This is a genomic window from Kibdelosporangium aridum (assembly GCF_900176515.1).
In the GTDB taxonomy this organism is placed as follows: Bacteria; Actinomycetota; Actinomycetes; order Mycobacteriales; family Pseudonocardiaceae; genus Kibdelosporangium; species Kibdelosporangium aridum.
Genome location: NZ_FWXV01000003.1, coordinates 991860 through 1017312, shown reverse-complemented (window position 1 = coordinate 1017312; position 25453 = coordinate 991860). Strand labels below are relative to the sequence as shown.

General features: G+C 65.6%; 22 protein-coding genes. 15 read left to right on the top strand and 7 right to left on the bottom strand.

Going from position 1 to position 25453, the window contains the following annotated elements; translation table 11 throughout:
• Position 1 precedes the first annotated feature (1 nt).
• The 3 genes from B9C43_RS23700 to B9C43_RS23690 are packed head-to-tail and all read left to right on the top strand — an operon-like array spanning position 2 to position 4040.
• The gene (locus tag B9C43_RS23700; RefSeq protein WP_084429037.1) at positions 2 to 1807 is read left to right on the top strand and encodes a flavin-containing monooxygenase; all 1806 of its coding nucleotides are present in this window, start codon (positions 2 to 4) and stop codon (positions 1805 to 1807) included.
• Entirely contained in the window at positions 1804 to 3240 is a 1437-nt protein-coding gene (locus B9C43_RS23695) for an NHL repeat-containing protein (RefSeq protein WP_084429035.1), read from the top strand. Before B9C43_RS23700 ends, B9C43_RS23695 begins: the two co-directional genes overlap by 4 nt.
• Entirely contained in the window at positions 3237 to 4040 is an 804-nt protein-coding gene (locus B9C43_RS23690; RefSeq protein ID WP_084429033.1) for an SDR family oxidoreductase, read from the top strand. The genes B9C43_RS23695 and B9C43_RS23690 overlap by 4 nt, the downstream gene beginning before the upstream one ends.
• Before the next feature lie 829 nt (positions 4041 to 4869).
• Here the strand turns inward: B9C43_RS23690 and B9C43_RS23685 are convergent.
• Positions 4870 to 5550 (bottom strand): FadR/GntR family transcriptional regulator, encoded by a 681-nt coding sequence (locus B9C43_RS23685; RefSeq protein WP_033393291.1) that lies wholly within the window; start codon positions 5548 to 5550, stop codon positions 4870 to 4872.
• 178 nt (positions 5551 to 5728) lie between these two features.
• Here B9C43_RS23685 and hrpA point away from each other — a divergent pair, with 178 nt between their 5' ends.
• The 7 genes from hrpA to B9C43_RS23650 all read left to right on the top strand — a co-directional run bounded on the left by hrpA (position 5729) and on the right by B9C43_RS23650 (position 13803).
• On the top strand, positions 5729 to 9613 hold the full coding sequence (gene hrpA / locus B9C43_RS23680; RefSeq protein ID WP_084429032.1) for an ATP-dependent RNA helicase HrpA: 3885 nt from the start codon (positions 5729 to 5731) through the stop codon (positions 9611 to 9613).
• A 4-nt stretch (positions 9614 to 9617) separates the two neighbouring features.
• Positions 9618 to 9854, top strand: a complete 237-nt coding sequence (locus B9C43_RS23675; RefSeq protein WP_235038785.1) for a helix-hairpin-helix domain-containing protein — start codon at positions 9618 to 9620, stop codon at positions 9852 to 9854.
• A gap of 113 nt (positions 9855 to 9967) precedes the next feature.
• The gene (locus B9C43_RS23670) at positions 9968 to 10192 is read left to right on the top strand and encodes a hypothetical protein (RefSeq protein WP_084429030.1); all 225 of its coding nucleotides are present in this window, start codon (positions 9968 to 9970) and stop codon (positions 10190 to 10192) included.
• Positions 10179 to 10715: an RNA polymerase sigma factor gene (locus tag B9C43_RS23665; protein ID WP_084429027.1), complete on the top strand. Its 537-nt coding sequence runs from the start codon at positions 10179 to 10181 to the stop codon at positions 10713 to 10715. The genes B9C43_RS23670 and B9C43_RS23665 overlap by 14 nt, the downstream gene beginning before the upstream one ends.
• Positions 10712 to 11797 carry a hypothetical protein gene (locus B9C43_RS23660; RefSeq protein WP_084429025.1) on the top strand — a complete coding sequence of 362 codons (1086 nt, stop codon included), beginning with the start codon at positions 10712 to 10714 and terminating at the stop codon, positions 11795 to 11797. Before B9C43_RS23665 ends, B9C43_RS23660 begins: the two co-directional genes overlap by 4 nt.
• 543 nt (positions 11798 to 12340) lie before the next feature.
• Complete coding sequence (locus B9C43_RS23655; protein ID WP_084429023.1) at positions 12341 to 13258, top strand: hypothetical protein; 918 nt, start codon at positions 12341 to 12343, stop codon at positions 13256 to 13258.
• Positions 13259 to 13524: 266 nt separating this feature from the next.
• On the top strand, positions 13525 to 13803 hold the full coding sequence (locus B9C43_RS23650) for a hypothetical protein (protein ID WP_143446516.1): 279 nt from the start codon (positions 13525 to 13527) through the stop codon (positions 13801 to 13803).
• A 54-nt stretch (positions 13804 to 13857) separates the two neighbouring features.
• Here the strand turns inward: B9C43_RS23650 and B9C43_RS23645 are convergent, their stop codons facing one another.
• The 3 genes from B9C43_RS23645 to B9C43_RS23635 all read right to left on the bottom strand — a co-directional run bounded on the left by B9C43_RS23645 (position 13858) and on the right by B9C43_RS23635 (position 17741).
• Positions 13858 to 15711, bottom strand: a complete 1854-nt coding sequence (locus B9C43_RS23645; protein ID WP_084429021.1) for a transglycosylase domain-containing protein — start codon at positions 15709 to 15711, stop codon at positions 13858 to 13860.
• A 74-nt stretch (positions 15712 to 15785) separates the two neighbouring features.
• A complete protein-coding gene (locus tag B9C43_RS23640; protein WP_084429020.1) occupies positions 15786 to 17177 on the bottom strand; it encodes a mycothione reductase in 1392 nt (463 codons plus the stop codon).
• 36 nt (positions 17178 to 17213) lie between these two features.
• The gene (locus tag B9C43_RS23635) at positions 17214 to 17741 is read right to left on the bottom strand and encodes a YbhB/YbcL family Raf kinase inhibitor-like protein (protein WP_084429018.1); all 528 of its coding nucleotides are present in this window, start codon (positions 17739 to 17741) and stop codon (positions 17214 to 17216) included.
• 140 nt (positions 17742 to 17881) lie between these two features.
• Between B9C43_RS23635 and B9C43_RS23630 the strand changes: the two genes are divergently transcribed.
• Entirely contained in the window at positions 17882 to 18961 is a 1080-nt protein-coding gene (locus B9C43_RS23630; RefSeq protein ID WP_033393299.1) for a M48 family metallopeptidase, read from the top strand.
• Here the strand turns inward: B9C43_RS23630 and B9C43_RS23625 are convergent.
• The gene (locus tag B9C43_RS23625; protein WP_143446544.1) at positions 18958 to 19788 is read right to left on the bottom strand and encodes a M15 family metallopeptidase; all 831 of its coding nucleotides are present in this window, start codon (positions 19786 to 19788) and stop codon (positions 18958 to 18960) included. The two genes, B9C43_RS23630 and B9C43_RS23625, sit on opposite strands and share 4 nt — an antisense overlap.
• A gap of 115 nt (positions 19789 to 19903) precedes the next feature.
• Here B9C43_RS23625 and B9C43_RS23620 point away from each other — a divergent pair, with 115 nt between their 5' ends.
• Positions 19904 to 20692, top strand: coding sequence for a S1 family peptidase (locus tag B9C43_RS23620; protein ID WP_033393300.1), 789 nt, complete (start codon positions 19904 to 19906; stop codon positions 20690 to 20692).
• Positions 20689 to 21063 (top strand): tetratricopeptide repeat protein, encoded by a 375-nt coding sequence (locus B9C43_RS23615; RefSeq protein WP_235038784.1) that lies wholly within the window; start codon positions 20689 to 20691, stop codon positions 21061 to 21063. The genes B9C43_RS23620 and B9C43_RS23615 overlap by 4 nt, the downstream gene beginning before the upstream one ends.
• On the opposite strand, the gene B9C43_RS23610 is transcribed toward B9C43_RS23615, so the two are convergent.
• Positions 21054 to 22220: an 8-amino-7-oxononanoate synthase gene (locus B9C43_RS23610; protein WP_084429014.1), complete on the bottom strand. Its 1167-nt coding sequence runs from the start codon at positions 22218 to 22220 to the stop codon at positions 21054 to 21056. The two genes, B9C43_RS23615 and B9C43_RS23610, sit on opposite strands and share 10 nt — an antisense overlap.
• 72 nt (positions 22221 to 22292) lie before the next feature.
• Here B9C43_RS23610 and B9C43_RS23605 point away from each other — a divergent pair, with 72 nt between their 5' ends.
• Positions 22293 to 23378 (top strand): cobalt-precorrin-4/precorrin-4 C(11)-methyltransferase, encoded by a 1086-nt coding sequence (locus B9C43_RS23605; protein WP_200825651.1) that lies wholly within the window; start codon positions 22293 to 22295, stop codon positions 23376 to 23378.
• Positions 23379 to 23380: 2 nt separating this feature from the next.
• Positions 23381 to 24097 carry a PIG-L deacetylase family protein gene (locus B9C43_RS23600; RefSeq protein ID WP_084429012.1) on the top strand — a complete coding sequence of 239 codons (717 nt, stop codon included), beginning with the start codon at positions 23381 to 23383 and terminating at the stop codon, positions 24095 to 24097.
• A 93-nt stretch (positions 24098 to 24190) separates the two neighbouring features.
• Here B9C43_RS23600 and B9C43_RS23595 read toward each other — a convergent pair whose 3' ends face one another.
• Positions 24191 to 25348 (bottom strand): alkaline phosphatase PhoX, encoded by a 1158-nt coding sequence (locus B9C43_RS23595; protein WP_084429010.1) that lies wholly within the window; start codon positions 25346 to 25348, stop codon positions 24191 to 24193.
• Positions 25349 to 25453: the final 105 nt, after the last annotated feature.

The following is a 25453-nucleotide window of genomic DNA, read 5'->3' as shown; positions in this document are numbered from 1 at the left end:
CATGTCCATTTCCGGTGTGGCTCCGGAAGACTTGGGTTTCGATCCGGACGCGTTGCGTGCGAAGTACCGGGCCGAGCGGGACCGCCGCATTCGTCCTGACGGCGCTGGCCAGTACCGGCCGGCTGAGGGCCAATTCGGTTACTACGCCGAGGATCCGTACGCCGATCCGGACTTCACACGGGAGCCGTTGCACGACCGGGTCGACGCGGTCGTTCTTGGTGGCGGACTCGGTGGCTTGCTCGCCGCGGCACGGCTTCGCCAGGCCGGCCTCGGCGCCATCAGGGTGATCGAGAAGGCCGGGGACTTCGGCGGTACCTGGTACTGGAACCGGTATCCGGGCATCCACTGTGACATCGAGTCGTACATCTACATGCCGTTGCTGGAAGAAGTCGGCTACGTCCCCGAGTGGAAGTACGCGCCTGGCGAGGAGATCCGCCAGCACGCCCGCGCCATCGGCAGGCACTTCGACCTGTACCGCGACGCGTGTTTCCAAACCGCGGTTACGGAACTGCGCTGGGATGAAGACGCGGCCGAGTGGAGCGTGTCCACCGATCGCGGCGACCAGATGCGGGCGCGGTATGTGGTGGTGTCCAACGGAACCCTCGACCGGCCGAAACTGCCTGGTATTCCGGGTATGGAGACCTTCAAAGGGCATACCTTCCACACCAGCCGCTGGGACTACGGCTACACGGGCGGCGACGCCAACGGCAACCTCCACAAGCTCGCCGACAAGCGCGTTGCCCTCGTCGGCACTGGGGCGACGGCAATTCAGGTCGTGCCGCACCTGGCCCGCGACGCACAACACCTGTACGTCCTCCAGCGCACCCCATCTACTGTGGACGTTCGGGGGAACCGGCGCACGGACGCCGAGTGGGCTGCGTCGTTGCAGCCCGGTTGGCAACGGCGCCGCATGGAGAACTTCCTCGGCATTGTCAGCGGCGGCCTTGTCGAGCAGGACATGGTCAGTGACGCGTGGACGGGCAGTGCCAAGCTGCTGCACCACCTGACTGGGGGCGAGATCCACGACTCGCTGTCGCAGGAGGAACGCGAGCACCTCGACGAGATCGTCGATTTCCGGAAGATGAACGAGATCCGCGCTCGCGTTGCGGACATTGTGCGGGACCCGGCAACGGCCGAGTTGCTCAAGCCCTGGTACCGCTACATGTGCAAGCGGCCGACGTTCAGCGACGAGTACCTCCAGACCTTCAACCGCCCCAACGTCACCCTGGTGGATACGGCCGACTTCGGCGGTGTCGAGCGGGTCACGGAGAACGCGGTCGTGGTCGGCGACCGTGAGTACGAAGTGGACTGCATCGTCTTCGCCACCGGCTTCCAGGTCGGTCTGTCGGACATCTTCCTCGGCCGGTTACCGGTGTACGGCTGCGGCGGTACAACTCTGCTGGAGAGCTGGAGCAGCGGGCCAAGAACACTGCATGGCTTCTACAGCAATGGTTTTCCGAACTTCTTCACCCTGGGGCCGTTGCAGAACGCCGCGTCGGTGAACTTCACGCACATCCTCGACGAGCAGGCGACGCACATCGCCCAGGTGATCGAGCAAGCCCGCAAGCGAGGTGCCCGGTGGGTCGAGCCGAGTGCGCAGGCCGTGGACGCCTGGATCGCGAGCCTGGGTGAGAATGCGGCCCAGCGGTACAAATTCCTGAGCGAATGCACCCCTGGCTACTACAACAACGAGGGGCATCCGTTCGTGCTCCCCTCTTTCGGCAAGGGCGCCGTCGCCTTCCACGCCCTGTTGCGTGACTGGCGTGTGAACGGCGGCATGGACGACGTCCTGGTGGCCGGCGGATGAGCCCGTTCCGTGGTTCCAACGGCATCGCCTTCGGTCCCGACGGCCGCCTCTACGTCGCCGAGTACCTAGGCGGGCGCATCAGCGCCATCGACCTCGCCACGACCCAGGTCGAAATAGCGGTGCCAGCAGACGGTCCCGTCCAGTCACCTGATGACCTCGCGTTCGGCGCCGACGGGTCGATGTACATCACCGACCTCGTACCGGGCCGGGTGTGGCGGCGAGATCCGCACGGCGACTACACGCTTGTCTCTGACGAGGTCAAGGTACCCAACGGCATCGCCTGCGTCGGGGATCGCTTGTTCGTCAACGAAATGCGCGTCGGTGGCCGTCTGCTCGAACTGTTCCCCGACGGCAGGGAACCTGTAGTGCTCGCCGAAGGCCTGATGTTGGGCAACGCGATGCAACTCGGGCCCGACGGCTGCCTGTACTACCCGCACATGCTCACCAATGAGGTCTTCCGCATCCCGCTCGACGGCGGCACGCCCGAACTGGTCGCCGAGGACGTGCACGAGCCGGTCGCCGTGCGCTTCGACCGTGAAGGCGTGCTCATGGTCCTGTCTCGTGGTGTGGACGGGATCGTCACGCGCATCGACCAGGGCCAACGAAAGATCATCACCACGGGTGTGATGTGCCTGGACAATGCCGCGTTCGACTCCGACAACCGCATGTATGTCTCCAGCTATGCCAGCGGCGGCATCGCAGAGGTGCACCCAGACGGCCGGACCCGTCAGGTTGTCCCTGAGGGCCTCGCTGGCCCTTATGGCGTGACGGTCGATACGGGCGGTGCGGTCTATACGGCAGACCACTACCGCGTTGTGAAGCCAACCGGACCCGAACTAGCCATCTTCACGCACGGCATCGTCGCGGCTAAAGGACAGCTGCACGTGACGTCCCAGTACGGCGACGTACGCACCGACGGCACAACGCGTGCCAGCGGCTTGAACCGTCCGATGGGCATCGCCGTGCGGGACGACGGTGCGCTTGTGGTCGCTGAGGCGGGAGCGGGACGGGTCATCGCCATCGACACGGAGGTCACGGTGGTGGCGTCCGGCTTCACCTCGCCTATGGACGTGGCTTTTGACGCGGAGCAGCGTTGCTACGTCAGCGACGAGACTGGCGCGGTCCACCGGATCGATGATGGCGTGGCCATCGCCTCGGGACTTGCCGCACCGCAGGGCTTGGCCGTGCATGGCGACGAGTTGTTCGTCGTGGAGGTCGGACTTCACCGAGTCCTGGCCATCCACCTGCAGACCGGTGAACGCCGGGTTGTCGCCGCCGACCTTCCCCTCAGCCCGGAACGTCCCCGCGAGCTTTTCGTACACGGCATGCCCGGTTGCCCTCGACGGTTCGTCGGACTCGCCGTCGCCCCGGACGGCTCCCTGCACGTGTCGGGAGATGGCACGGTGCTCCGGATACCGCAGGAGATCGGATGAACAGGGAAGTGCTCGTCGTCATCGGCATCGGCGGCATGGGCCTGGCGATAGCCCGCCGCCAGGGCACAGGCAAGGCCGTGCTGCTCGCCGATTTCGACGAGTCCCGGCTGACCACGGCAGCCGACACGTTGCGCGCCGAGGGACAGCAGGTCACCACGCACCGCGTGGACGTCTCGTCGGCGGAGTCGGTGGCTTCCCTGGCCAAGGTGGCAGCGTCCCTCGGTCCCGTCACCCAGATCGCGCACACGGCAGGGCTTTCTCCAGCGCAGGCCCCAGCCGAGACCATCGTGAAGGTGAACTTGGCCGGAGTGGCGCACGTCCTAGCCGAGTTCGGTGGCGTGGTCGCACCCGGCGGCGCCGGAGTGATCATTTCCAGCATGGCCGGGCACATGACGCGACTGACCGCGGAGGAGGAACGTGCGCTGGCTCGCGGCGAGCTACCTGCCCTAGGCGATTCACCACCCGAGGCCGCTTACGCCCGAAGCAAACGCGCCAACCACATCCAAGTGCAGGCCGCGAGCGTCGCTTGGGGCCAGCGCGGCGCGCGGATCAACGCAATCAGTCCCGGCGTGGTCTCAACTCCGATGAGCGAGGCCGATCTGGCCTCGGACCACGGAACAGTCATGCGGACGATGATCGACACGTCACCAACCGGGCGCATAGGCACACCCGACGACATCGCGGCCGCGGCAGCCTTCCTGCTCGGCCCGGAATCGACCTTCATCACCGGCTCCGACCTGCTCGTCGATGGCGGCGTGGTCGCGGCGATGCGTTCAGCCCAGCCAATACATTCCGCTTGACGCTGGTGGCATCGCAGGTCCGCCAAAGCAACCTTCGTCGGCGGGCTTCGTCGGCGGGTCAAAGGAACCCGGCGGAAGGGCATCCGGCGGAAGGAGGGTCCGACGGAAAGGCGGCCGACGGAGGGGATCCGGCGAAGGAAGCCCGGCCAAGGGAATCGGGCCAAGGGAACCCCGGGGAAGGGGCCCGGCGGAGTGAGCCTGGCCAAAGGCAGCCCGGCGGAAGAGGGCCCGACGGGAAGGAGGCCCGCGGGAAGGAGGGTCCGACGGGAGGGGATCCGGCCAAGGGAGTCCGGCCACGGGGAACCCGGTGAAGGGAACTCGGCCAAACAGAGCCCGTGAAGGGAACCCCAGGGAATGGGCCCGGCCCAGGGAACCTGGCCCAGGGAACCCGGCCAAGGAAGCCCAGCCAAGGGAACCCGCCCAGGAGCCCGGTCAAAGTGTGTGGAATCGTTCCCAGACACCGCCATTCCCCTCCCCGCCCGCAAGGGGGACCCCTGATTCCAGGTTATTGCAAGGAAAGTGCGGAGTGGGAGAGCTCGGGGCCGGTGCCTGTGGACAACTGGCCACTGTGGATAACCGCTGTCCGCGCTACTCGTGGTGGCCCAGTTCTGTCGGCCCTTCGGCCTACGCTGGAATTCGGGGGCCGGAGGCCGCACCCGGTGAAGAACCAAGTAGCCCTCGACGGAACAAACCTGAAGACGGGCCACGCCATACGAATCGGCGGCACAGGTGTGATGACCCAGGAGATGCGCCGGGACTGAACCGGCAAAAGAGACAAACCCCTCGAATAGGTCCGCGTGCCCCCAGTCGTCACGCGAACCGCGAAACATCAGGCCGGGTGTTCGGCCAAATAGCTCAATGCCTCCGCCAGGAACCCTCCTGCCTCACGCACTGCGCGTTCGGCATCCCGGTCTCGGATGGCAAACAGCAGACCACGGTGGTCGATCTTGCGGGCGTCGGGCTGTGACTCGTCGAGCGCCTCGATGCTCGCCTTGATCACTTCGGTCAGGCCCGCGTGGAGTTCGGCGAGCAGTTGGTTGTGCGACGCGATCACCACCAGGTGGTGGAAGTCGGCGTCGATCTGCACGAAACGCGCCCATTGCATCGCCGCCGCCGCTTCGTCGCGCTGCTCAAGCAGGCGGGTCAGTTGCTCCAGCTGTGCTTCGGTGCGGTTGGTCGCCGCTAGACGGGCTCCTTCGACTTCGAGGGTCCGCCGTACTTCCAGCACGTCACGCAGTTCCGAGCCGCACAGGCGGCGTACTGCTCCGGACAGTTCACTTGTGGCGCGCACGAACGTGCCATCACCCTGCCGGACTTCGAGAAGTCCCGCGTGGGCGAGGGCGCGGACGGCCTCGCGAACGGTGTTGCGGCCTACGCCGAGCGCGGTCACCAGTTCGGGCTCGGTAGGGATTCGTTCGCCAACCCGCCACTCGCCCGTGGTGATCGCACTCCTCATCTGGTCGATCACCTGGTCGACAAGGCCGGCACGCCGGGTCGTGGCCAACGGCACGGTGTCATCCTCCCCACCCGGATGTTTGGACAACCAAACATCCTATGTTTGTTGTAGTAGTCACCGACGATGTTCGTCGAATGAACAGACTGCCATCTCATCCGGTGTTTCGCGTAGGGCCGGTCGACTTTTAATCCGCGGGTGCCGATCGCGGGCGTTGCTTATCCTGGTAGTCGAGATGGGAACCCCACTAAAGGAATCGACGCTCGCCGATTTGGCGCAGCGGCTGCCCGCGCTGACCCTCCGCGACGAGCGCAGGCTGGGCCGCCGCCTCGAAGGCGTCCGCAAAGTCCGCAAGCCAGCCGCCCGCCAGGCCGTCATCGAGCAGATCGCCGCCGAGATCACCGCGGCCGAACTCAAGGTCGACGCGCGGCGCGCCGGCCTGCCCGAAATCACCTATCCGGCCGAACTGCCGGTCAGCCAGCGACGGGACGAGATCCTTGCGGCCGTGCGCGACCACCAGGTGGTGATCGTGGCGGGGGAGACCGGGTCGGGCAAGACCACCCAGCTGCCGAAGATCTGCCTTGAACTCGGCCGCGGCGTACGCGGCACGATCGGCCACACGCAGCCGCGTCGCCTCGCCGCGCGCACGGTCGCCGAGCGCATCGCCGAAGAGCTCGATGTCCCGCTTGGTGAGGCAATCGGCTACAAGGTCCGGTTCAACGATCAAGTGAGCGACGGCACACTGGTCAAGCTGATGACCGACGGCATCCTGCTCGCCGAGATCCAGTCCGACCGGCTGCTGTCCCAGTACGACACGCTGATCATCGACGAGGCGCACGAGCGCAGCCTCAACATCGACTTCATCCTCGGGTACATCAAACAGCTTCTGCCCAAGCGGCCCGATCTCAAGGTGATCATCACCTCGGCCACGATCGACCCCGAGCGGTTCTCCCGGCACTTCGGCGACGCGCCGATCGTCGAGGTCTCCGGCCGGACTTACCCGGTTGAGGTGCGGTACCGGCCGATCATCGACCCGGACGACCCGCACGCCGACGAGGACCGCGACCAGACACAGGCGATCCTCGACGCGGTCGACGAGCTCGCCGCCGAAGGTCCCGGCGACATCCTGGTGTTCCTCAGCGGTGAACGGGAGATCCGGGACACCGCCGAAGCGGTATCAAAACACGCGGCCACCAAACAGGACCTGAAGAACACCGAGATCCTCCCGCTCTACGCCAGGCTCTCGTTCGCCGAGCAGCATCGGGTGTTCCAGTCGCATCGCGGCAGACGGATCGTGCTGGCCACCAACGTGGCTGAAACGTCATTGACGGTTCCGGGCATCAAGTACGTGATCGACCCGGGCACCGCGCGGATCTCCCGGTACAGCAACCGGTTGAAGGTACAGCGGCTGCCCATCGAAGCGATTTCCCAGGCTTCGGCCAACCAGCGCAAAGGCCGCTGTGGCCGTGTCTCCGAGGGCATCTGCATCCGGCTCTACACCGAGGACGACTTCGACGCGCGGCCGGAGTTCACCGACCCGGAGATCCTGCGCACCAACCTCGCCTCGGTCATCCTGCAGATGACCGCGGCCGGGCTCGGCGACATGGCCGATTTCCCGTTCATCGACCCGCCGGACAAGCGCAACATCACCGACGGCGTGAACCTGTTGCAGGAGTTGGGCGCCCTCGACAAGGCCGATCTGACACCGTTGGGCCGCAAGCTCGCGCAGCTCCCGGTCGACCCGCGGCTGGCCAGGATGGTCCTCGCGGCTGAGGGGAACGGCTGCGTGCACGAGGTCATGGTGATCGCCGCCGCACTGTCTATTCAGGACCCACGGGAGCGGCCGGCTGACAAGCAAGAGCAAGCGCAGCAGGCGCACGCCAGGTTCACCGACAAGACGTCGGACTTCCTGTCGTACCTGAACCTGTGGGAGTACTTGCGCGAGAAGCAGAAGGAGCTCTCCGGCAACCGGTTCCGCAAGCTCTGCAAGGCCGAGTTCCTGAACTACCTCCGAGTACGGGAATGGCAGGACATCTACTCGCAGCTGCGGCAAGTGATGGACGTCAAGGCGAAGCCTGCCGGCGGTGAAGTCGACGCGGTCCGCGTGCACCAATCGGTGCTTGCCGGCCTGCTGTCCCACATCGGCCTGCGCGACCCGCAGAAGCAGGACTACATCGGCGCGCGCGGCGCCCGGTTCGCGGTGTTCCCCGGCTCGGCGTTGTTCAAGAAGCCGCCGCAGTGGGTGATGGCCGCCGAGTTGGTCGAGACGTCCCGGCTGTGGGGCCGGATCGCGGCCCGGATCGAACCCGACTGGGTCGAGCCACTGGCCCAGCATCTGGTGAAGCGGACGTACAGCGAACCTCATTGGGAACGCAAGCAAGGCGCCGTGATGGCGACCGAACGCGTGACGCTGTACGGCATCCCGATCGTGACGAACCGGAAAGTCAACTACGGCCGGATTGATCCGGAACTGTCCCGCGAGATGTTCATCCGCAGTGCGCTGGTCGAAGGCGACTGGGAGACGCGGCACAAGTTCTTCCACGCCAACCGCAAGCTGCTGACCGAGGTCGAAGAGCTGGAGAACCGGGCACGGCGGCGTGACCTGCTGGTCGACGACGAGACGCTGTTCGACTTCTACGACAAGCGAATCGGCGCCGAAGTGGTGTCGGGGCGGCACTTCGACACCTGGTGGAAGAAGGCTCGCAGCGAGCAGCCGGATCTGCTGACGTTCCCGACCGACATGCTGCTCAACGCCAACGCGCGGACCGTGACCCCCGAGGCGTTCCCGGACAACTGGAACCGTGGCGGCCTGACCATGCGGCTGTCGTACCAGTTCGAACCGGGGCGCAAGGACGACGGCGTAACCGCGCACATCCCTTTGCCCGTGCTCAACCAGGTGACCGCGGACGGCTTCGCGTGGCAGGTGCCGGGGCTGCGCGAGGAGATCATCACCTCGCTGCTGAAGTCGTTGCCCAAGCAGGTTCGCCGCAACTTCGTGCCCGCTCCTGACTGGGCGAAGGCGATTCTGCACCGGATTCCGGAGCTCAAGGACCACAGCCTGCTCGACGCGGTCGAACGCGAGATCAAGGCGTTGTCCGGGATCGCGGTGGCCCGCGAGGACTGGGATCTCACCAAGATCCCCGATCACCTGCGGGTGACCTACCGCGTCGAGGACGAACGCCGCAAGCTGCTGGCCGAAGGCAAAGACCTCGGTGACCTGAAACGCCGCCTGCAGCCGAAGATGCGCGAGACCCTGTCGTCCGCGGCCGGTGAGATCGAACGAAAAGGCCTGCGCACCTGGGAGATCGGCACGTTGCCGAAGATGCTCCGGCAGGAGCAGCACGGCTTTGTGGTGACCGCGTATCCCGCTTTGGTCGACGCGGGAACGTCGGTCGACGTCCGCATGTTCGAGACCGAGGCCGACCAGCGCGACTCGATGTGGAAGGGCACGCGGCGGCTGCTGTTGCTGAACACGGCTTCGCCGCTGAAGTACGTGCTCGGCAGGATGTCCAACACCGCCAAGCTGGCTTTGTCGGCCAACCCGCACCGCGACATGCAGGACTTCTTCGACGACTGCATAGCGTGTGCCGTCGACAAGCTCGTCAGCGACGCCGGGGGTGTCGCGTGGGAGGAAGCAGGGTTCAAAGCCTTGCAGGACAAGGTTCGTACGCAGCTGAACCCCACCGTGTTCGAGGTCGTCAGTCAGGTCGGCAGCGCGCTGGCGGCGTACAACTCGGTCCAAACACGACTGTCCGGAATGGGCGGAGCGCGGTTGGAACCGTCCTTGCGCGACATCCGGCAACAGCTGTCTCGCTTGGTGTATCGGGGTTTCGTGACCGCGACCGGCTACGACCAGCTGCCGAGCCTGACCCGGTACCTACGAGGTATCGAGCTGCGCTTGGACAAGCTGCCCGAGCGGCCGGACCGTGATCTCGAGTGGGCGCAGATCGTGCAGGACGTCTGGCAGGCCTACCGGGAGCTACCGGACTCGCCCGAGGCGCGCCGGATCCGGTGGATGATCGAGGAACTGCGGCTCAGCTACTTCGCCCAGTCGATCAAGACCGCGTACGCGGTGTCCGAGAAGCGGATCTATCGCGCCATCGACCAACTCTTGGGGTGACGGTTTGACCGAGGAGCACACCACGATCGAGCCGCACACCGGGCTGGAAACCGAGTTCCCGCACCGGATCGGCAAGGTCGCGAAGCGGGAACTGGCGTTGCACGGGTATACCCGTTACGAGCAACTGGCAGGGATCACGGCCAAGGACCTGCTGGCGATCCACGGGGTCGGCAAGAAGGCCATCGAGGTCCTGCGCGAGGAGCTCGGTGGCCGCGGCTTGGCTTTCGCCGACGAGCCGTGACCGTGGTCGTGTCTTGAGGTATGCGGGCGATTCCGGGGCGTCGGCTCCCGTGCGATCGACCAACTCCTCGGGACCTGGCTTCACGATCATGCGGGCAGGTGCCTCTTACTTATGTGACCTTGATCTTGATCGTGCTCACGGCGGCCACCCAATTGGTCTCGCTGTGCGCCCTGACTTTGCGGCTCCGTGCGCAAACACGACAACACGACACGCTCGCCGCGCTGGCATGCAAGCTCCCGCCCGGCATGCAGGTAGAACTGGACGACGTCCGCCGCGACGGCAGCAGAACGCGGTTGCGGATCGGCACCGGCCCAAGGGAGCGCTATGTCGGACGCTGAGTTTGCCCGTCGCCCATCCGCCGACGAGGCGATCCCGGACTCAGCCCGGTCCGGCGAGTTCGAACTGTTCTACCGCGCAACGGTCCAACAACTGGTCGGATTCCTGATGATGCACGGCGCGTCGCTTGCGGACGCCACCGACATCGCTCAAGACACCCTGAGCAGCGCATACGAACGCTGGCACAAGCTAGACAATCCGCGTGCCTGGTCATACCGGGTCGCGTCCCGTGCGTTGATTCGCAAATTCGTCAGCACCAAGGAGAATCTGACAGCTGATGCCATCGAGCCCGGCTCGGTGTTGCGGGCGACCCCAGCGGACGCCTGGCACGAGCGCCACGAGTTGATCACCGCGTTGGCGCGTTTGCCGACTCGACAACGTCAGGTCATGGCTTGGCGGTTGTCGGGCTACACGCCACTGGAGATAGCTGTCGAACTCGGCATCACGCACGATGCCGTCCGCAGCAATCTCTACCTTGCCCGACGCGCAATCGACGTCTTTCTGAACGGCGGGGAGGGCTCATGATTGACGACAGTCGCGACGCACGTCTGGACGACTGGTTCGAACACGGCTTGACCGACCTCGCCGAGATGATCGGCCTGGCCCTCGACATCGAGGCCGGACTGCGTGACGCCTGCCTGCCCGGTCGTCTTCGGTCGTTGGACAGCGCGCTGGATGCCGCGTTGGACGTCGATGCCGGGCTTGCTGCCATCGTGTCCCGTGACATCTCTCCGCCTCCCCATGAATTCTCGGTGCCGGACACGGTGAACGACCACCCACCTACGTTGGCTCCACTCGACGAGCTGGCTTGGCGGGTGGCAACTCGGTCCTTCCACGGACGCTTGGCATTCAGGAGTGGGATTCCGCTCGAAGAGCTCCGCCGGGTCCGGATGATCGCCGAAGCGTTCGTCGATGCCGCCGACCTCGTGGCCAGCTTGGAGAAAGGCCTGGCCAGCATCCGGGAGCACAAACGCCCCGGTTCTCTTGTTGCCGACTACGACCGTGCGCTCGCTCTTTCCCGCGCTCTCGGCCTTGCGCACGTCGACAGCGCGCTTCCCAGTGCGCGGGGCGTTGTGGAGGCCATCGCTCGTGTCCGCGAGCTTGTCAGACGGCATGCGCTGCTTCGAGGCGCTGTGGTCTGGGCCCGCGACCTCGGACTTGACCTTGCCGCGAAGGTGGCTGTGGCACTCATGGGTGAACTCAGGCGAACCTTCAGACGATCGGAGAAGCACGAGCTGGGGATCGCTCTACGGGACGAGCTCATCCGCTTCAGCGACTTGGGCGACGTTCGCTCAATCGCGCTCGACCGTGACGACATTCGCTTTCAGGCTCTCCGTAGTCCCCGTGAGCTGGCGGACGGCATCGCCCGACTCGATGCTGTCATCTCGGACTTCACCAATGCCGACCTGACACACGTCGGCCTGCGAGGGATCAACCTGCAAGGAGTCCGGTGGTCCAGCTCCCATACCCGCTGGCCACTTGATTGGGAGGATCCGATTCGCCATGCCTCTGTACAGATCGCGCCGGAACGTCGGCCTGATCTGTACGAGATCCGCGACGAGCCGCAGGTCCGGTATTCGCAGACGTGGCAAAGGGGAGCTTCCTGACCTGTTGATCGACGGTGAGAATCCCTACCTAGTAAGAAGAACCGCGCCAAGTCGACAGGGGATCCTTCGCCCATCCCCACAGAGTCGCGATGTCCTTGGTACTGCTGACCATCGAGGCCTTGGTTGTGGCGCCGCCATCGCCATAGGCGGCGAGTTCTCGGCTGAGTTACAGCTGTCCGAACAGGCGTCCTCGACGCGGCTTACGGAAGGGGCTTATCCGCGCCTCGTCGGTGGCGACAGCCGCATACGACCAACTCATGTAGCCAACGCAATATTGCAGCTCCGCCATATGACTCGGCGTATGTGAGCCACTGGGCCGAATGGGCGCACAGTGGTGACCGAGCGCGTGAAAGTTGGCGTTCCCGCGGCCGGGAATTGCCGGGGTTGAATGCTGCCGAAATGACGTGAACTGCGGTTTTCCGCAATCAACCGGCTGGGCGCTGTAATCCACCCGACCGTGCTGGCAATTCGGCACTACCGTCAAGTGGGGCGCTTGGTGGTGGCAGAGCGCCACTCGCGGAAAACGAGAACGAGGAGCATTCGGTGATCTTCAATCGATGGGCGGCGCTGGCTGTTCTGATTGGTGCATTGGCACTGCCTGGGTTGATGGGAACGGCGTACGCTGCCGAAAAGCCTGGGCACAACCAAGTCGCGGTCGGCAACCACAACGGCAATGCCAACCACACGACGGTCTCCAACCTGCTCGCCAGCGCCAACTGGATCAAGGTCGTCAACTCCAATGCCGACCACAACAACACATCGGTGGAGAACGAGCATTCCAACGGCAATGGCACGTCGGTGGGCAACCATCACGCGGATCACAATGACACCGCGGTCAGCAATGATCATTCCAATGCCAACTCCACCAGCGTCAGCAATACGCATGCCAACCACAACAACTCGGCCGTGTCCAACGACCACGCCGACCACAACGGGGTGACGGTCAGCAACACGCACGCCAACGGCAACGACTCCGCCGTATCCAACGACCACTCAGACGACAACGCCGTGTCCGTCACCAACACCGCGGCCAATGGCAACGACATCGCCGTGTCCAACGATGACTCGGACCACAACGGCATCGCCGTGACGAACAACCACGCGGACCACAACGACACTGCGGTTCAGAATGACGACTCGGACCACAACGCCGTTGTCGTGAGCAACACTGGCGCCGATCACAACGACACGGCCGTGAGCAACCACGACTCGGATCACACCACCTCAGTGGTGAGCAACGTCGCGAGCAACGGCAACGACACGGCGATCAGCAACAATCACGCCGTCGGGTCGACGACTGTCGTGAGCAATAACTCCAGCAACAACAATGACACTTCGGTCAGCAACAACGGTGTCAGCAACAGCACCACCGTTGTCGCAGGTAATGGCAGTCATCACAACACCACAACGGTCGCCAACAGCGGTGATGGCAACACGGTGGTGGTGACGAACAAGGGCTGATAACGCGTACCAGAGGGCGCGGAGGCGGCCGGGACCGGGGTGCCGGTTCCGCTCGCGCTACCCGATCCGGCGACATGCTCGCCGGGTCGGGTTTGCATTTCCCCAGAACAGTTGTCACGAAGCGTGTGCGCACTTTTCTCAGACGAGTGAACATGGCGCGGAAGTTTTGGCTTTCCCGGCTGCGTCGGTACTGTTTTTCCCGCGTCGCGGATCGTGCGTTCCCCGATCCGGCCCTCTGATGTCGTTGTGAAAGGTTTCGCATGCCTGTGAAGAGGCGTTTTATTGTGCTCGGTGCGGTAATGGCGGCCATGTTCGGCCCGGCTGCCACCGCGTTCGCGGATCAGGACGAGGACGTGCTCAGCGGTTTCGACGGTGACGCGCCGCTGGTGAGCAACGTCAGTGTGCTGCCGATGCAGATGTGCGGCAGCGGTGTGTTCGTCAGCGGTCTCACCGACGTGCCCAAGGTCAACACGGGCAACTGCACCAACGCCCCGACCGGTAACCCGCTGCAGCAGTTGATCACCAACAGCACCCTCGGCCGCTGAGGCCTGTCGTGAGTGTTTTGGCCGGTTGGCGCCGGCCAAAACACTCACGACGTGCTACCTGGTGGTACGCGGCGTCGGCCGGGCGGCCGGGTCAGGCGAGGGCTTCTTGGGATCGAACGTGGGCTTCTTGGGACTCTCCGTACCGCGGTAGCCGTCCATCACCGCACTCCAGATCGTGGTGGGTTCGCCGAACGCGGTGATGTCCTTGTTCTCCTTGTTCTTGATGGCAATGATCTTGTCGGCACCCATCCACACCACGGTCACGATGTCCCTGGTGTAACCGACCATCCAGGCCTTGGCGTTCGCGCCGTCGTCGCCGTACGAGCGAGTCCCTGGCCGGGTGAAAGCCCCCTGCGTTCGCGTCAGGCTGAACGTGACCGCGTCGGCGATCTTGGGCGGAATGGCCTGTGTCAGCAAAGGCGTGGCGTTGTAACGGATGTTGCCGTCGATGTCCTCGACTCGGCTGATGAAGTGCGGTGTTGTCCGCACGCCGTCGGCTGCGAGGGTGGCGTACGCACGAGCCATGTCGATGGGGCGAACGCTTGTGCTCCCGCCACCGACAGCGATACGAGTGTCCGGATCCTTGCCGAACGCGGGCTTTCCGCGCAGCTCACGGGAAATCCCGAGCTGGAACGCCGCCTCGGCCACCGCGCCGACGCCGACCTGGGAGGTCAACTCGGCCGAAGCGGTGTTCGCCTGCATGCCGAGAGAGCTGCGCAGGCTGCACGGTGAACACCGGACACCCTGCGGATTCTGGAACGGGATGCCGTCGACCATCCGCGGCGAGCTGCCGTCCAACGGGTGATCGAGCCGGAAACCCTGACGCAGTGCGGCAACCGCCACGAAAGTGCCGAACGTCGTACCGGCGTCCTGCGGCGATTGGGCGTAGTCCAAGCCGACTCCGTTGCCGCCGCCGTGGTACGCCAGCACGCCACCGGATTTAGGGTCGAGTGAAACGGCCGCCGCGCGCAGGTAATCCGGTTGACCAGCCATAACTGTCGAAACGGACTGCTCGAGGCTCGTCTGTGCGTTCCGGTCGATGGTGGTGATCACCCGGTATCCCCGCTGGTGCAGCGCGTCCCTTGGCAGATCCGCCACATCTTCGAGCTCGGCGAGCACCTGGTTCTCGATCTGCAGCCGCGCTGAGCTCGGCGAAGCGTCCCTCGGCAGGGTGGCCGGGAATTTCAGCGTCTCGCGGTTGGCCAGCCAGCCCTGGCTGCTCATCTGGCCGAGCACGAAGTTCCACCGGCGTTCGGCGTTTTCCCTGTCCACGTCGGGATCCCAGTACGTCGGCCGCTGGATCACCCCGGCGAGCAGCGCCGCCTCGGACACGTCCAGCTGCTGGACGTTCTTGCCGAAGTACGCCTGCGCCGCCGCCTGGATCCCGTTCGCGCCACGTCCGAAGTAGACAGTGTTGAGATAGGCGGTGAACAGGTCCTTCTTGGAGTAGGTGTCCGCCATCTTCTTGGCGAGGACCAGTTCTTTCCACTTGCGGCCGAACGAGAGCTCCTCGTTGCCGGTCGCCTTCTTGATGTACTGCTGAGTGATCGTCGACCCGCCACCGGAGTCACCGGTCACGTTGTTCCAGACCGCACGGGCGATCCCGGTGATGTCAAAACCCGAGTTCTCCCAGAACGTGTTGTCCTCGGCCGCGAGCACCGCCTGCTGCACGTGTAAGGGGATGTCCTGAAACCGGATCGACGAACGGTCCCCGCTCTTCGGCGAGATCCTCGCCAACTCGGTCTTGCCATCCGAGTAGTACAACGTGATGGTCTGGTTCTGACCAGCGGCGATCTGCGCTGGATCCGGTATCTCCCATAACGTGTAGCTGTAGCGGAACGCGATCAGTGGTGCGGCTATCGACAGGAACACCAAGACGTACAACGTCTTGCGAATCCAGCCCCACACGGTTACGGCACTCCCCGGGGTTGATCGACTTTGTCGACCTCTACACGCCCGGGTGTGCCGAAAGGTTGAGCCAATTAGTCCAAAACGAGTTTGAGCAGCGCGTTCTCCACGACCTCAGGCATGCCGGGGTGGATCCAGTACTGCCCACGGGCCATGTCGTCCGCGCGCAGCCCGAAACTCATCGCCTGGATCAGCGGCTGGATCACGCTCGCGGCCTGCGGGCCCATGATGTGCGCGCCGATCAGCTGCCCGCTGGCCGGGTCAGCCAGCAATTTCACGAAACCGGACGTGTCCTCCATCGCCCACCCGTAGGCGATGTCCGCGTACGCCTGCTCAGCCACGACATAGCGCTGGCTGCTCGCCTTGGCTTCCCGTTCGGTCAAGCCGACCGATGCGATCTGCGGCGACGTGAACACCGCGTGCGGCACGAACCTGTGGTCCGCTTTCCGCAGGTCCTCCGGGTGCAACAGGTTGTGCTGCACGATGCGTGCCTCGTGGTTCGCGACGTGCTTCAACTCGTACGGCGAGCTGATGTCGCCGACCGCGTACACACCGTCCACTGTGGTCCGTTGGTACTCGTCGACCACGACGTGCCCTGTCGGGGCGACGGCGACACCACCGGCGACGACGTCGAGGATGTCCGAGTTGGGCGTCCGCCCGACCGCCACCAGGAGCACGTCGGACTCCACGGTCTCGGCGCCCGACGGGCCTTCCAGGTGCAGCCTGATCACGTCGCCGTCGCGTTCGGCCCGCACGGTTTTGCGATCCAGCCGGACGTCCCACTTCTCCTGGGCCAACGCCGTGAACCGCCCGGAGATGTCGTCGTCCTCGCTGCGCAGCAACGCGCCTGAGCGCGCGACGACCGTGACGTCGACGCCGTAGGAAGAGAACACGTGCGCGAACTCGGCTGCGACGAAGCCGCTGCCGAGGATGGTCAGCTTCTTCGGCAGCTTCGCCAGCCGCATGATCGTGTCGCTGGTCTCGTAGCCGACCTCGGCTAGACCGGGCACATCCGGTGCCGTCACCCGGCCGCCCGCGGCCAGCACGAACTTGGGCGCGGTGATGGTCTGCTTGGTGCCGTCGGTCAGCGTGACCTCGAGGACCTTGGGCTCGGTGAACCGGCCGGTGCCTTCGAACACCGTGACGTTCGAGTTGTCCGCGTGGTTCTTGCGGTACTCACGGCCGCCCGCGGCGATCGGGTCGATCCGGCCGAAGATCCGGTCCCGGATGTCGTCCCACCGCACGCCGTCCAGCGTCGAGTCGACGCCAAGCCGGGCGCTCGCGCCGGGAGTGGCCGCCAGGTCGGCGGTGTGCACGAACATCTTCGTCGGGATGCAGCCGACGTTCAGGCACGTGCCGCCGAATGTCCCCTTTTCCACGACGGCGACGTTCCAGTCCTTGAACCTCGGGTCAAGGATGGAGTTGCCGGAGCCGGTACCGATTATCACCAGGTCGAAGGTCCGCACGACCCAGTTAACCGCACCGGCTCCGGGTTTGTTCCGTCAGTGCTGATACGTCGGCACGATGATCGCCCTGGCCAGCGTGTGGAAGGCGAGGTTGAAGCTCACGTAGGCGGCCGACGCGTTCTCGTCCACGCCGAGCTTCTCCTGATCCACCGCGTGCACCACGAAGTAGTAGCGGTGCACCTGGTCGCCGGCAGGAGGTGCCGCGCCGTCGAACTTGTGGTTGCCGAAGTCGTTGCGCGTGTGGAACGCGCCCTGCGGCAACGTGGCGTCGCTCTCCCCGGCACCGGTGTCCAACGAGGTCACCGAGGCGGGGATGTCGATGGCCAGCCAGTGCCAGAAGCCCGACGGGGTCGGCGCGTCCGGGTCGAAGCAGGTCACCACGAAGCTCTTGGTGTCCGAGGGGAACCCGGACCAGCTCAGTTGCGGTGAGGTGTTGCCGTCCTCGAACACCTGCGCACCCGGTAGCTGCTCGCCGCCGGTCACGTCGCTCGACGTCACCGTGAACGACCGGACCGTGGGCAGCAGGTCGTAGGGGTCGGGCGTGACGGGACGCTCCAGGCTCATGATCTACCTCCGGTAGTGGTCTCACTGATTTCTAGGGTCAGGGACAACCCTGGTCTTTGCCGGGTATGCGGTCCAGTCGGCCCTCTTGATGTCCGTTTCCGCGTACGTTGGCGTTAACCACAGGGAGAGGGTTTACCACCGTGACTGAATCCGACGTCCAACAGTCGTCACCGCGCGTCCGATTCCCCGGAATCAGTCCGCGCGCCTACGAGCACCCGGCCGACAAGGGTGCGATGGCCACTTTGCGTGCTGTACCCGGCGTCGCCGACGTGCTCAAGACGCTGAACGCGCTGTTCAACGAGCGCGCCGAGCGGCTGATGGCGGTGGCTTCCCACGTCCGTGTCGGCCCTTCGCAGTACCCGGTGCTCGACCGGATCCGCAACGAGTCGGCGGAGATCCTCGATCTGCCTGCCGTCCCCAAGCTCTACGTCGCCCGCGACCCGCGTGTCATCGCGCAGACCAGGGGCATCGACGAGCCGTTCATCGTGGTGTCCTCCGGCCTGGTCGAGCTGTTCGACACCGAGGCGCTGCGGTTCGTGATCGGTCACGAGATGGGCCACGTGCTGTCCGGGCACGCGGTGCTGCTCACCCTGCTCGACCGGCTGCTCAAGCTGCAGCGGTCGGTGGCCTGGGTGCCGCTCGGCGTGATCGGGCTGCGTGCGGTCATCGCCGCGCTCTACGAGTGGCAGCGCAAGGCCGAACTCAGCTGTGACCGCGCCGGTCTGCTCGTCGGCCAGGACCCGCAGGCCTCGCTGCGTGCGCACATGTACCTCGCGGGCGCGACGGACCTCTCGCAGATCGACATCCCGGCCTTCCTCGAGCAGGCCAAGGAGTACGAAGATGTCGAGGACATCCGCGACAGCATCATCAAGCTGCTCGCGGTCGAGCAGCAGACGCACCCGTTCGCGGTCGTGCGTGCCTCGCAGTTGCAGCGTTGGGCCGCGTCCGAGGAGTACCGCACCATCCTCACCGGCGACTACAAGCGCCGCGACGCGCAGGACGACGGCAATCCGCTGAACGAGGACATCCAGGGTGCTGCCAAGTCCTACAAGGACGCGTGGAACAACTCCACCGACCCGCTGGTGAAGGTCTTCAGCGACGTGGGCGGCGCGCTGTCCGGTGTCGCGGACAAGGTCTTCAGCGGGTTCCGTGGCCGCCGTCCGTCCGATGACGACGAGAACGCCAACAACGGCGGCGGCAACAGCGGGGACAAGAGCTAGGAGCCAGTGGCCGAGAAGTGCATCAGGTCCTTGGGCGTGCGCCACGTGCCGCCCCAGGTCCAGCCGATCGCGGCGAACGCACGCTCGGCCACGTCACCTGCCCGGATCATGCCGGGCCGGACTCTCCCACGGTCCACATAGGCAGAGGCGAGCTCGGGCAACACGAGCTCGCCTTTGCTGTACGGGTTGCAGAACGGGTTGATGTCGACGGCCAAGCCGTACGCGTGCGCTGACCAGTTCGTCTGGCCGCGTGCGGGCCTGCACACGAACGCGGTCGTGTTGTTGCCGTCCCCGGTTGGCGGCGCGGTCAGCTCCGCAGGCGTCGACACGCGCATTTCCTCAAGCGGGAACTTGGCTTCGTAGAGCTTCGCGAACACGCCCGTGATCTGCTGGGCGACCTTCTTGTGCACGATCATCTCGCCGGTGTGCGGACGGCCGTCGAAGCCCCAGAACGACATCGTCAGGTAGCGCAGTTCGTCCTTGCTCACCGGGCATCCGGCCTGCCAGGTGCTGCGCGCCAGCACATCGGGCGGGATCGGCGTGATCGTCGATGTGTACTCGCCGTCAGCGGGCGGCGGCAGGATGTCCTTTGTCGGCAATGCCCGATTCACCAGTTCGGGCGGTGTCGGCCGGATCTCACCGAAGCCACCCGGCCCCTTGGGCAACGGGTTCTTGCCCACTTCCCACACGGGCTTCGCGGTCGGCGGGCCACTCGTTGCCGTTTCCGTTGTCGTGTCTGGTGATTGCGAGGTGACCGGCAGTGTGGGCGACGGCTGCGCAGCAGGTTGCACACTGCATCCCGCCACGAACAGCAAGATCACCAACATCCTCCGCACACGACTAGCTAATCACGAGTCAACTCCACCCGATTCAGTGACAGCGCGTTGATCTCTTCTCACCTAACGTGGGCATGGTCCACAGGGGAGTCGGAGGGAGCACGCCATGAGGGACAAACCCAGGATCGGCCGTCTGCTGGCGGTGGTGTGCCTCCTCGCCGGCATGATCGCGGCCGCGGTGCCCGCGTCGGCCGACGTCCGGATCGTCGGCGGCACAAAGGCGAGCACCGATGACTACCCGTTCGTCGTGTACCTGGCGAGCACGGACGGCTTCCAGTTCTGCGGTGGCACGCTGGCCTCGTCGATCAAGGTCGTCACGGCCGCGCACTGCGTGAAAGGCCAGACGGCCGGCGAGATCTCCGTCGTCGCCGGGCGGGACGACAAGAAGAGCAAGACCGAGGGCGTCGAAGTCCCGGTGAAGGGCGTCTGGACGCACCCGAAGTACACCGACGCGCTGGCCGGGCACGACGTCGCGGTGCTGACCCTGGCCAAGCCGATCACCCGGTACTCGCCGTTGCCGATAGCCACGTCCAACGACCACTCCGCCTACGAGCAGGACACGATGGCCACGATCCTGGGCTGGGGCCGGACCGCGTCGGGCGGCCAGACCTCGCAGTACCTGCTCAAGGCGGACGTGCCGATCGTGTCCGATTCGAGCTGTTCGGACTCGTTCACGAAGTACAACTCGAACTGGATGGTGTGTGCGGGTTACCCCCAAGGAGGGATAGACGGCTGCCAGGGCGATTCGGGCGGCCCGATGGTCGCGCACGGCAGGTTGCTCGGGATCTCCTCGTGGGGCGAGGGCTGCGGGCTGCCGAACAAGCCAGGTGTCTACACCCGCGTGATGGCGTACTACACGGAGCTCATGCAGCAGATCAAGACGCCGCTGCCGTGACGTCCGATCCGGTCGGTCTGTTCGAGCTGGCGAGCGCGAACGACTCGACCGGACGGCCCGAGCTGGCCGAGCCGCTCTATCGCAAGGCGCTCGAGTCCGGCTTGAGCGGCTACCGAAGGCGCCGCGCCTTGATCCAGTTGGCCAGCACGCTGCGCAACCTCGGTCATCCTGAACAGAGCGTGGCGCTGCTGACCGCCGAGCGTGAGCGCCAGGAATCAGACGAACTGGATGACGCGCTGGACGCGTTCCTGGCGCTGGCCCTTGTGGACACTGGGCATGCACGCGAGGCCGCCGGGCTGGCGCTGGCCGCGTTGGCCAAGCACCTGCCCAGGTACAACCGGTCGTTGGCGTACTACGCCACTCACCTTTGAGCCGCGCCCGGCGGGGCGCAGCGGACGATCACGTCGACGGCCTTGTCGATGTCTGATTCGGTCAGATCGGCCCGGACGGTCAGCCGCAGCCGCGAAATCTTGTCCGGCACTGACGGCGGGCGGAAGCAGCCGACCCACACCCCGGCCGCGCGGCACTCGTCGGCCCAGCTGAGTGCGTCCGATGGGGACGGCGCCTGGACCGAGATCACCGCTGCGTCCGGCAAGGACGCCCGGAAACCGGCTTCCCGCAAGCGCATCGCCAGCGTCATCGCGTTGTCGCGCACGCGGGTCGGCCGTTCGGGTTCTTCTTTCAGCGCGTTCAGCGCGGCCAATGCGGCGGCCGCGCTGGCCGGGGCGAGGCCGGTGTCGAAGATGAACGTCCGCGCCGTCTCCAGCAGATGGCGGATCACCCGGCGCGGCCCCACCACCGCACCGCCTTGTGCGCCAAGGGATTTCGACAACGTGATGGTGGTGATCACGTTCGGTTCCTTGATCAAACCGGCTTCCGCGACCGCACCGCGGCCACCTTCGCCGAGCACACCGAAACCGTGCGCGTCATCGATGAGCAGACCCGCGTTGTGCTCGCGGCACGCCTCGGCGAGCGCGGGCAGTGGCGCGAGGTCTCCGTCTACTGAGAACACTGAATCGGTGACGACCAACGCGTGCTCTGTCCGGCGCGTCGACAGCGCGTGCTTGATCGACTTCGCGTCACCGTGGCTCATCACCGCGATGTCCGCACGTGAGAGCCGACATCCGTCGATCAACGAAGCGTGGATGTAGGCGTCGGTAACGATTGCCGAACCTTTTCCGGACAGTGCCGTGATCGCGCCGAGGTTCGCGGCGAAACCGGACGAGAACACCAAAGCCGCTTGTGCGCCACAGAAAGCGGCCAACGCGTGCTCGAGTTCGGTGTGCAGTTCAGTCGTCCCGGTGACCAACCGCGACCCAGTCGAACCGGCGCCCCAGCGCAGCGCGGCGGCTGCTGCCGCACCGGCGACCCGCTTGTCCCTGCTGAGCCCGAGGTAGTCGTTCCCGGCGAGGTCGAGCAGTGTGCTGTCCGCCCCGCGCGGGCGAAGTTGCCTGGTCAGCCCGGCGCGGCGACGATCTTCCGCACGCGCGTCGATCCAATCGAAGACCTGCTCTCCCGTCGCTGTCACGCCCTGGAGTGTCGCATCGCGAGTGCGTGGGGCGAGCACGGGAGGTGCTGAGCGTCACGGTACGGTCGCCGGGTGAGCGCAGGAATCAGCTTTGTCGGAGCGGGTCCGGGGGCAACGGACCTGATCACGGTACGAGGCGCTCGCCGTATCGGCGAGGCCGACGTGGTGTTGTGGACACCGAGCATCATCGAGGCCGGATGGGTGCGGGAGAACACGAAACCCGAGGCCGAACTGATCGACATGACCCGGCACAGCGACGACGAGATCGTCGAGGTGTACCGCCGAGCGGTGCGGGACAAGCTGCGCGTCGCGCGCTTGTTCGCAGGCGACCCAGCCATGTGGGGCGGATTGCGCGCACAGTTGGACATCTGTGCGCGGGTTGGACTCCCAGCGGACGTTGTCGCGGGCGTGTCGCCCATGTCCGCCGCCGCAGTTTCGGCGGGTGTCGCGCTGGTCGAGCCTGAGTACGCCGACTCCGTGATCATGGCTGGCCAAGAAACCGTCGGTATGCCCGATCTCGCGCAGATCAAGGAGTACGCGCAGTTCGGCACGACGATGGCCGTGCTCGTCCCGGCCGCACGCGCCGGCGAGCTGGCCGATGCGTTGCGCGCCGGTGGTTACGACGACGAGACACCGGTTGTGGCCGCGTACAAGGTGAGCTGGCCGGACGAGACCGTTGTCCGTACGACGATCGGCGAGCTTGTCGCAACGGTGAAGCAGCACAGGCTTTGGCGTCACACGCTGTTCCTGGTCGGCTGTGCCGTGCGGGCCGGTCGTGCGCGCTCCGCGCCTGGGGAGTCGGGGCGCCGTCCGGAGAACGCAGTCCGCTGGTCGCGCACACGCAGCCGCTCAAGCTGGCGCGCCGACACGCGACCTGCGCCCGTCAGCGCACCGGCTGAGAAGGAACCGGAACCCAAGCGGGTCACGGTAGTCGCCGAGCCCGTGAAGAAACCGGCGCCCGCCAAGGCTGCCGCGGCAAGCACGCCGACGAAGTCCGTGACAGCACAGGCGAAGAAGACCCCGGCCAAGACGGCGGCAGCGGCGAAGTCGGCCGCGGCCAACAAGACCGGAGCCAAGCAGCCCGCGAAGAGCACAGCGAAGACGGGCGCGAAGAAGACAACCCGCGCCCAGCCACAACGCGCCCGCCGGAGCAGCTGATCATGACCGACTTCGAGCCGATGCCCACCGACTGGGAGCGCGCACTCGCAGTCGTAGCCCACCCCGACGACCTGGAATACGGTGCCTCCGCGGCAATAGCCCGCTGGGTCGACGAAGGCAAAAAGGTGGTGTACCTGCTGGCGAGCCGTGGCGAAGCCGGAATCGACGGCATACCGCCGGAAGAATGCGGTCCGCTGCGCGAAGCAGAGCAGATCGAAGCGGCCAGGATCGTCGGCGTGTCCGAAGTGGAATTCCTCGGCCACAAGGACGGTGTGATCGAATACGGCATCCCGCTGCGCAGGGACATCGCCGCGGCGATCCGCAGGCACAGGCCGGAACTCGTGATCACCCTGAACTACGCGCCGTTCTGGCCAGGTGGCAACCGCAACTCGCCGGACCACCGAAACGTCGGCGAGGCAGTGCTTGACGCGGTCGGCGACGCCGGAAACCAATGGATCTTTCCCGAACTGGGCCTGGCGAAGTGGCAAGGCGTGCGCTGGGTGGCGATCGCAGGCTCACCGAACGCGACGCACGCCGTGGATGTCGAGTCCAGTTTGGACCGTGGCGTGGCTTCGCTTGAGGCACACCGGAAATACCTCGAAGGCCTCGGCCCCGGCCCGATGTCGGAGCCCAATGTGTTCCTCCGGGACTTCGCCAGGCAGGCAGGCGAGCGGTTCGGCGGAAAACCGGCAGTGGCCTTCGAGCTCTTCCCGGCCTAGGCGGCGGCTCGCTGGGAACCTCGACCGAGATTCCCAGCGAGGAAAAGCGGTTGAGCAAAGGGCAAATCGCGCCGCCCCGGCCAGCTAAAGCATCTAGGCCCGGAACGGACCCGTTACCTCATAGGTGATCCCACCACTGCTGCTCCCGGAAGTCCCGCGCTGCGAAGAGAAGTACAACCGCTTGCCGTTCGGCGAGAACGCGGGCCCGGTGATCTCCGAACTGCTCTGCCCGTTGATCCGCAGGAACGGCGCCACGATCGCATTCGGCGTGATGATGCAGATCTCCATGTTGCCGCCATCCTCAGCAACAAAGAGATCCCCCGCACTCGACCGCGTCACGTTGTCCACGCCGGTCAGCGGCGGCGTGCCGCCGGAGACGAGCGAGTCGTCGTAAGTCAGGCTGATCGTGCTGTTAACCGCGTCATACGCCCACACCCGGCCGTCGCCCTTGGTCGTGAACCAGCAGACCCCGGCGGCGTAGTAACACCCCTCGCCACCGTTGAACCGCTTGGTTCCAGCAACCTGACTCCGCGTCGCCGGGCTCCCGTCCACGTCCGGAACCTGCTGCCAGGTAACCGGTCCACTGGTCTGCGAGTTCGACCCGATCATCACCTCGAGGCGGCCGGCCGACAGATCGCCCCAAGTGTTCGGGATGAACCGGTAGAACGCGCCGTCCGACACGTCCTCGGTCATGTAGATGACCTTCCGGTCCGGGTCGGCCGCGCAAGCCTCGTGCTTGAACCGTCCCATCGCCGGACGGCGGACCGCGGCCTTCACGCCCCACGGATCCGTTTCGTAGACATAACCGCGGTCGACTTCCTCACAGGAAAGCCACGTGTTCCAAGGCGTCGCGCCCCCCGCGCAGTTCACGTTGGTCGCGGACAACGTCCGGTACGCGCTGGTGATGTTGCCGTTGGCGTCGAACTTGATCGAGCCTGCGCCGCCGGTGATGGCGACTTCGCTGTTGGACGTGTAGATCCAGCCCGTGCCGTCGGCGAAACACGCGCCGCCGTCCGGGGCCGGGTGCCAGGTGTAGTTCGTGCCGGCGACGCGCTGACCGGTCCGGGCGACAACCCGGCTGGTGAAGCCACTCGGCAGCATGACGCCGTTCGCGTCCGCTGCCTGCAGCGGCCCGTACGGGCTCGGCCCAGGCTGAGCGGTTGCGGCGAAGGCGTCGTGCCAGGAGGCTCCGCCGAATACGGCGGCGGCTGCTCCGACGACTCCCACTCGTAAGAAACTGCGACGTTCCACGGTTGGACACTCCGTTCGCGGTGGGTGCAGGGTCAGTTGCGACGGGTAACGAGGCTAATCATGGGTGGTGACGGCTCCGCCAACAATCGGCGAATCTGATGAGAT

What these genes read in the sequence shown, in the direction of transcription:
- B9C43_RS23695 (WP_084429035.1), top strand. Translation starts at nt 1,804, where the DNA reads ATGAGCCCGTTCCGTGGTTCCAACGGCATCGCCTTCGGTCCCGACGGC.
- B9C43_RS23690 (WP_084429033.1), top strand. Translation starts at nt 3,237, where the DNA reads ATGAACAGGGAAGTGCTCGTCGTCATCGGCATCGGCGGCATGGGCCTG.
- B9C43_RS23625 (WP_143446544.1), bottom strand. Translation starts at nt 19,788, where the DNA reads ATGTTGGTGATCTTGCTGTTCGTGGCGGGATGCAGTGTGCAACCTGCT.
- B9C43_RS23665 (WP_084429027.1), top strand. Translation starts at nt 10,179, where the DNA reads ATGTCGGACGCTGAGTTTGCCCGTCGCCCATCCGCCGACGAGGCGATC.
- B9C43_RS23620 (WP_033393300.1), top strand. Translation starts at nt 19,904, where the DNA reads ATGAGGGACAAACCCAGGATCGGCCGTCTGCTGGCGGTGGTGTGCCTC.
- B9C43_RS23600 (WP_084429012.1), top strand. Translation starts at nt 23,381, where the DNA reads ATGACCGACTTCGAGCCGATGCCCACCGACTGGGAGCGCGCACTCGCA.
- B9C43_RS23660 (WP_084429025.1), top strand. Translation starts at nt 10,712, where the DNA reads ATGATTGACGACAGTCGCGACGCACGTCTGGACGACTGGTTCGAACAC.
- B9C43_RS23635 (WP_084429018.1), bottom strand. Translation starts at nt 17,741, where the DNA reads ATGAGCCTGGAGCGTCCCGTCACGCCCGACCCCTACGACCTGCTGCCC.
- B9C43_RS23700 (WP_084429037.1), top strand. Translation starts at nt 2, where the DNA reads ATGTCCATTTCCGGTGTGGCTCCGGAAGACTTGGGTTTCGATCCGGAC.
- hrpA (WP_084429032.1), top strand. Translation starts at nt 5,729, where the DNA reads ATGGGAACCCCACTAAAGGAATCGACGCTCGCCGATTTGGCGCAGCGG.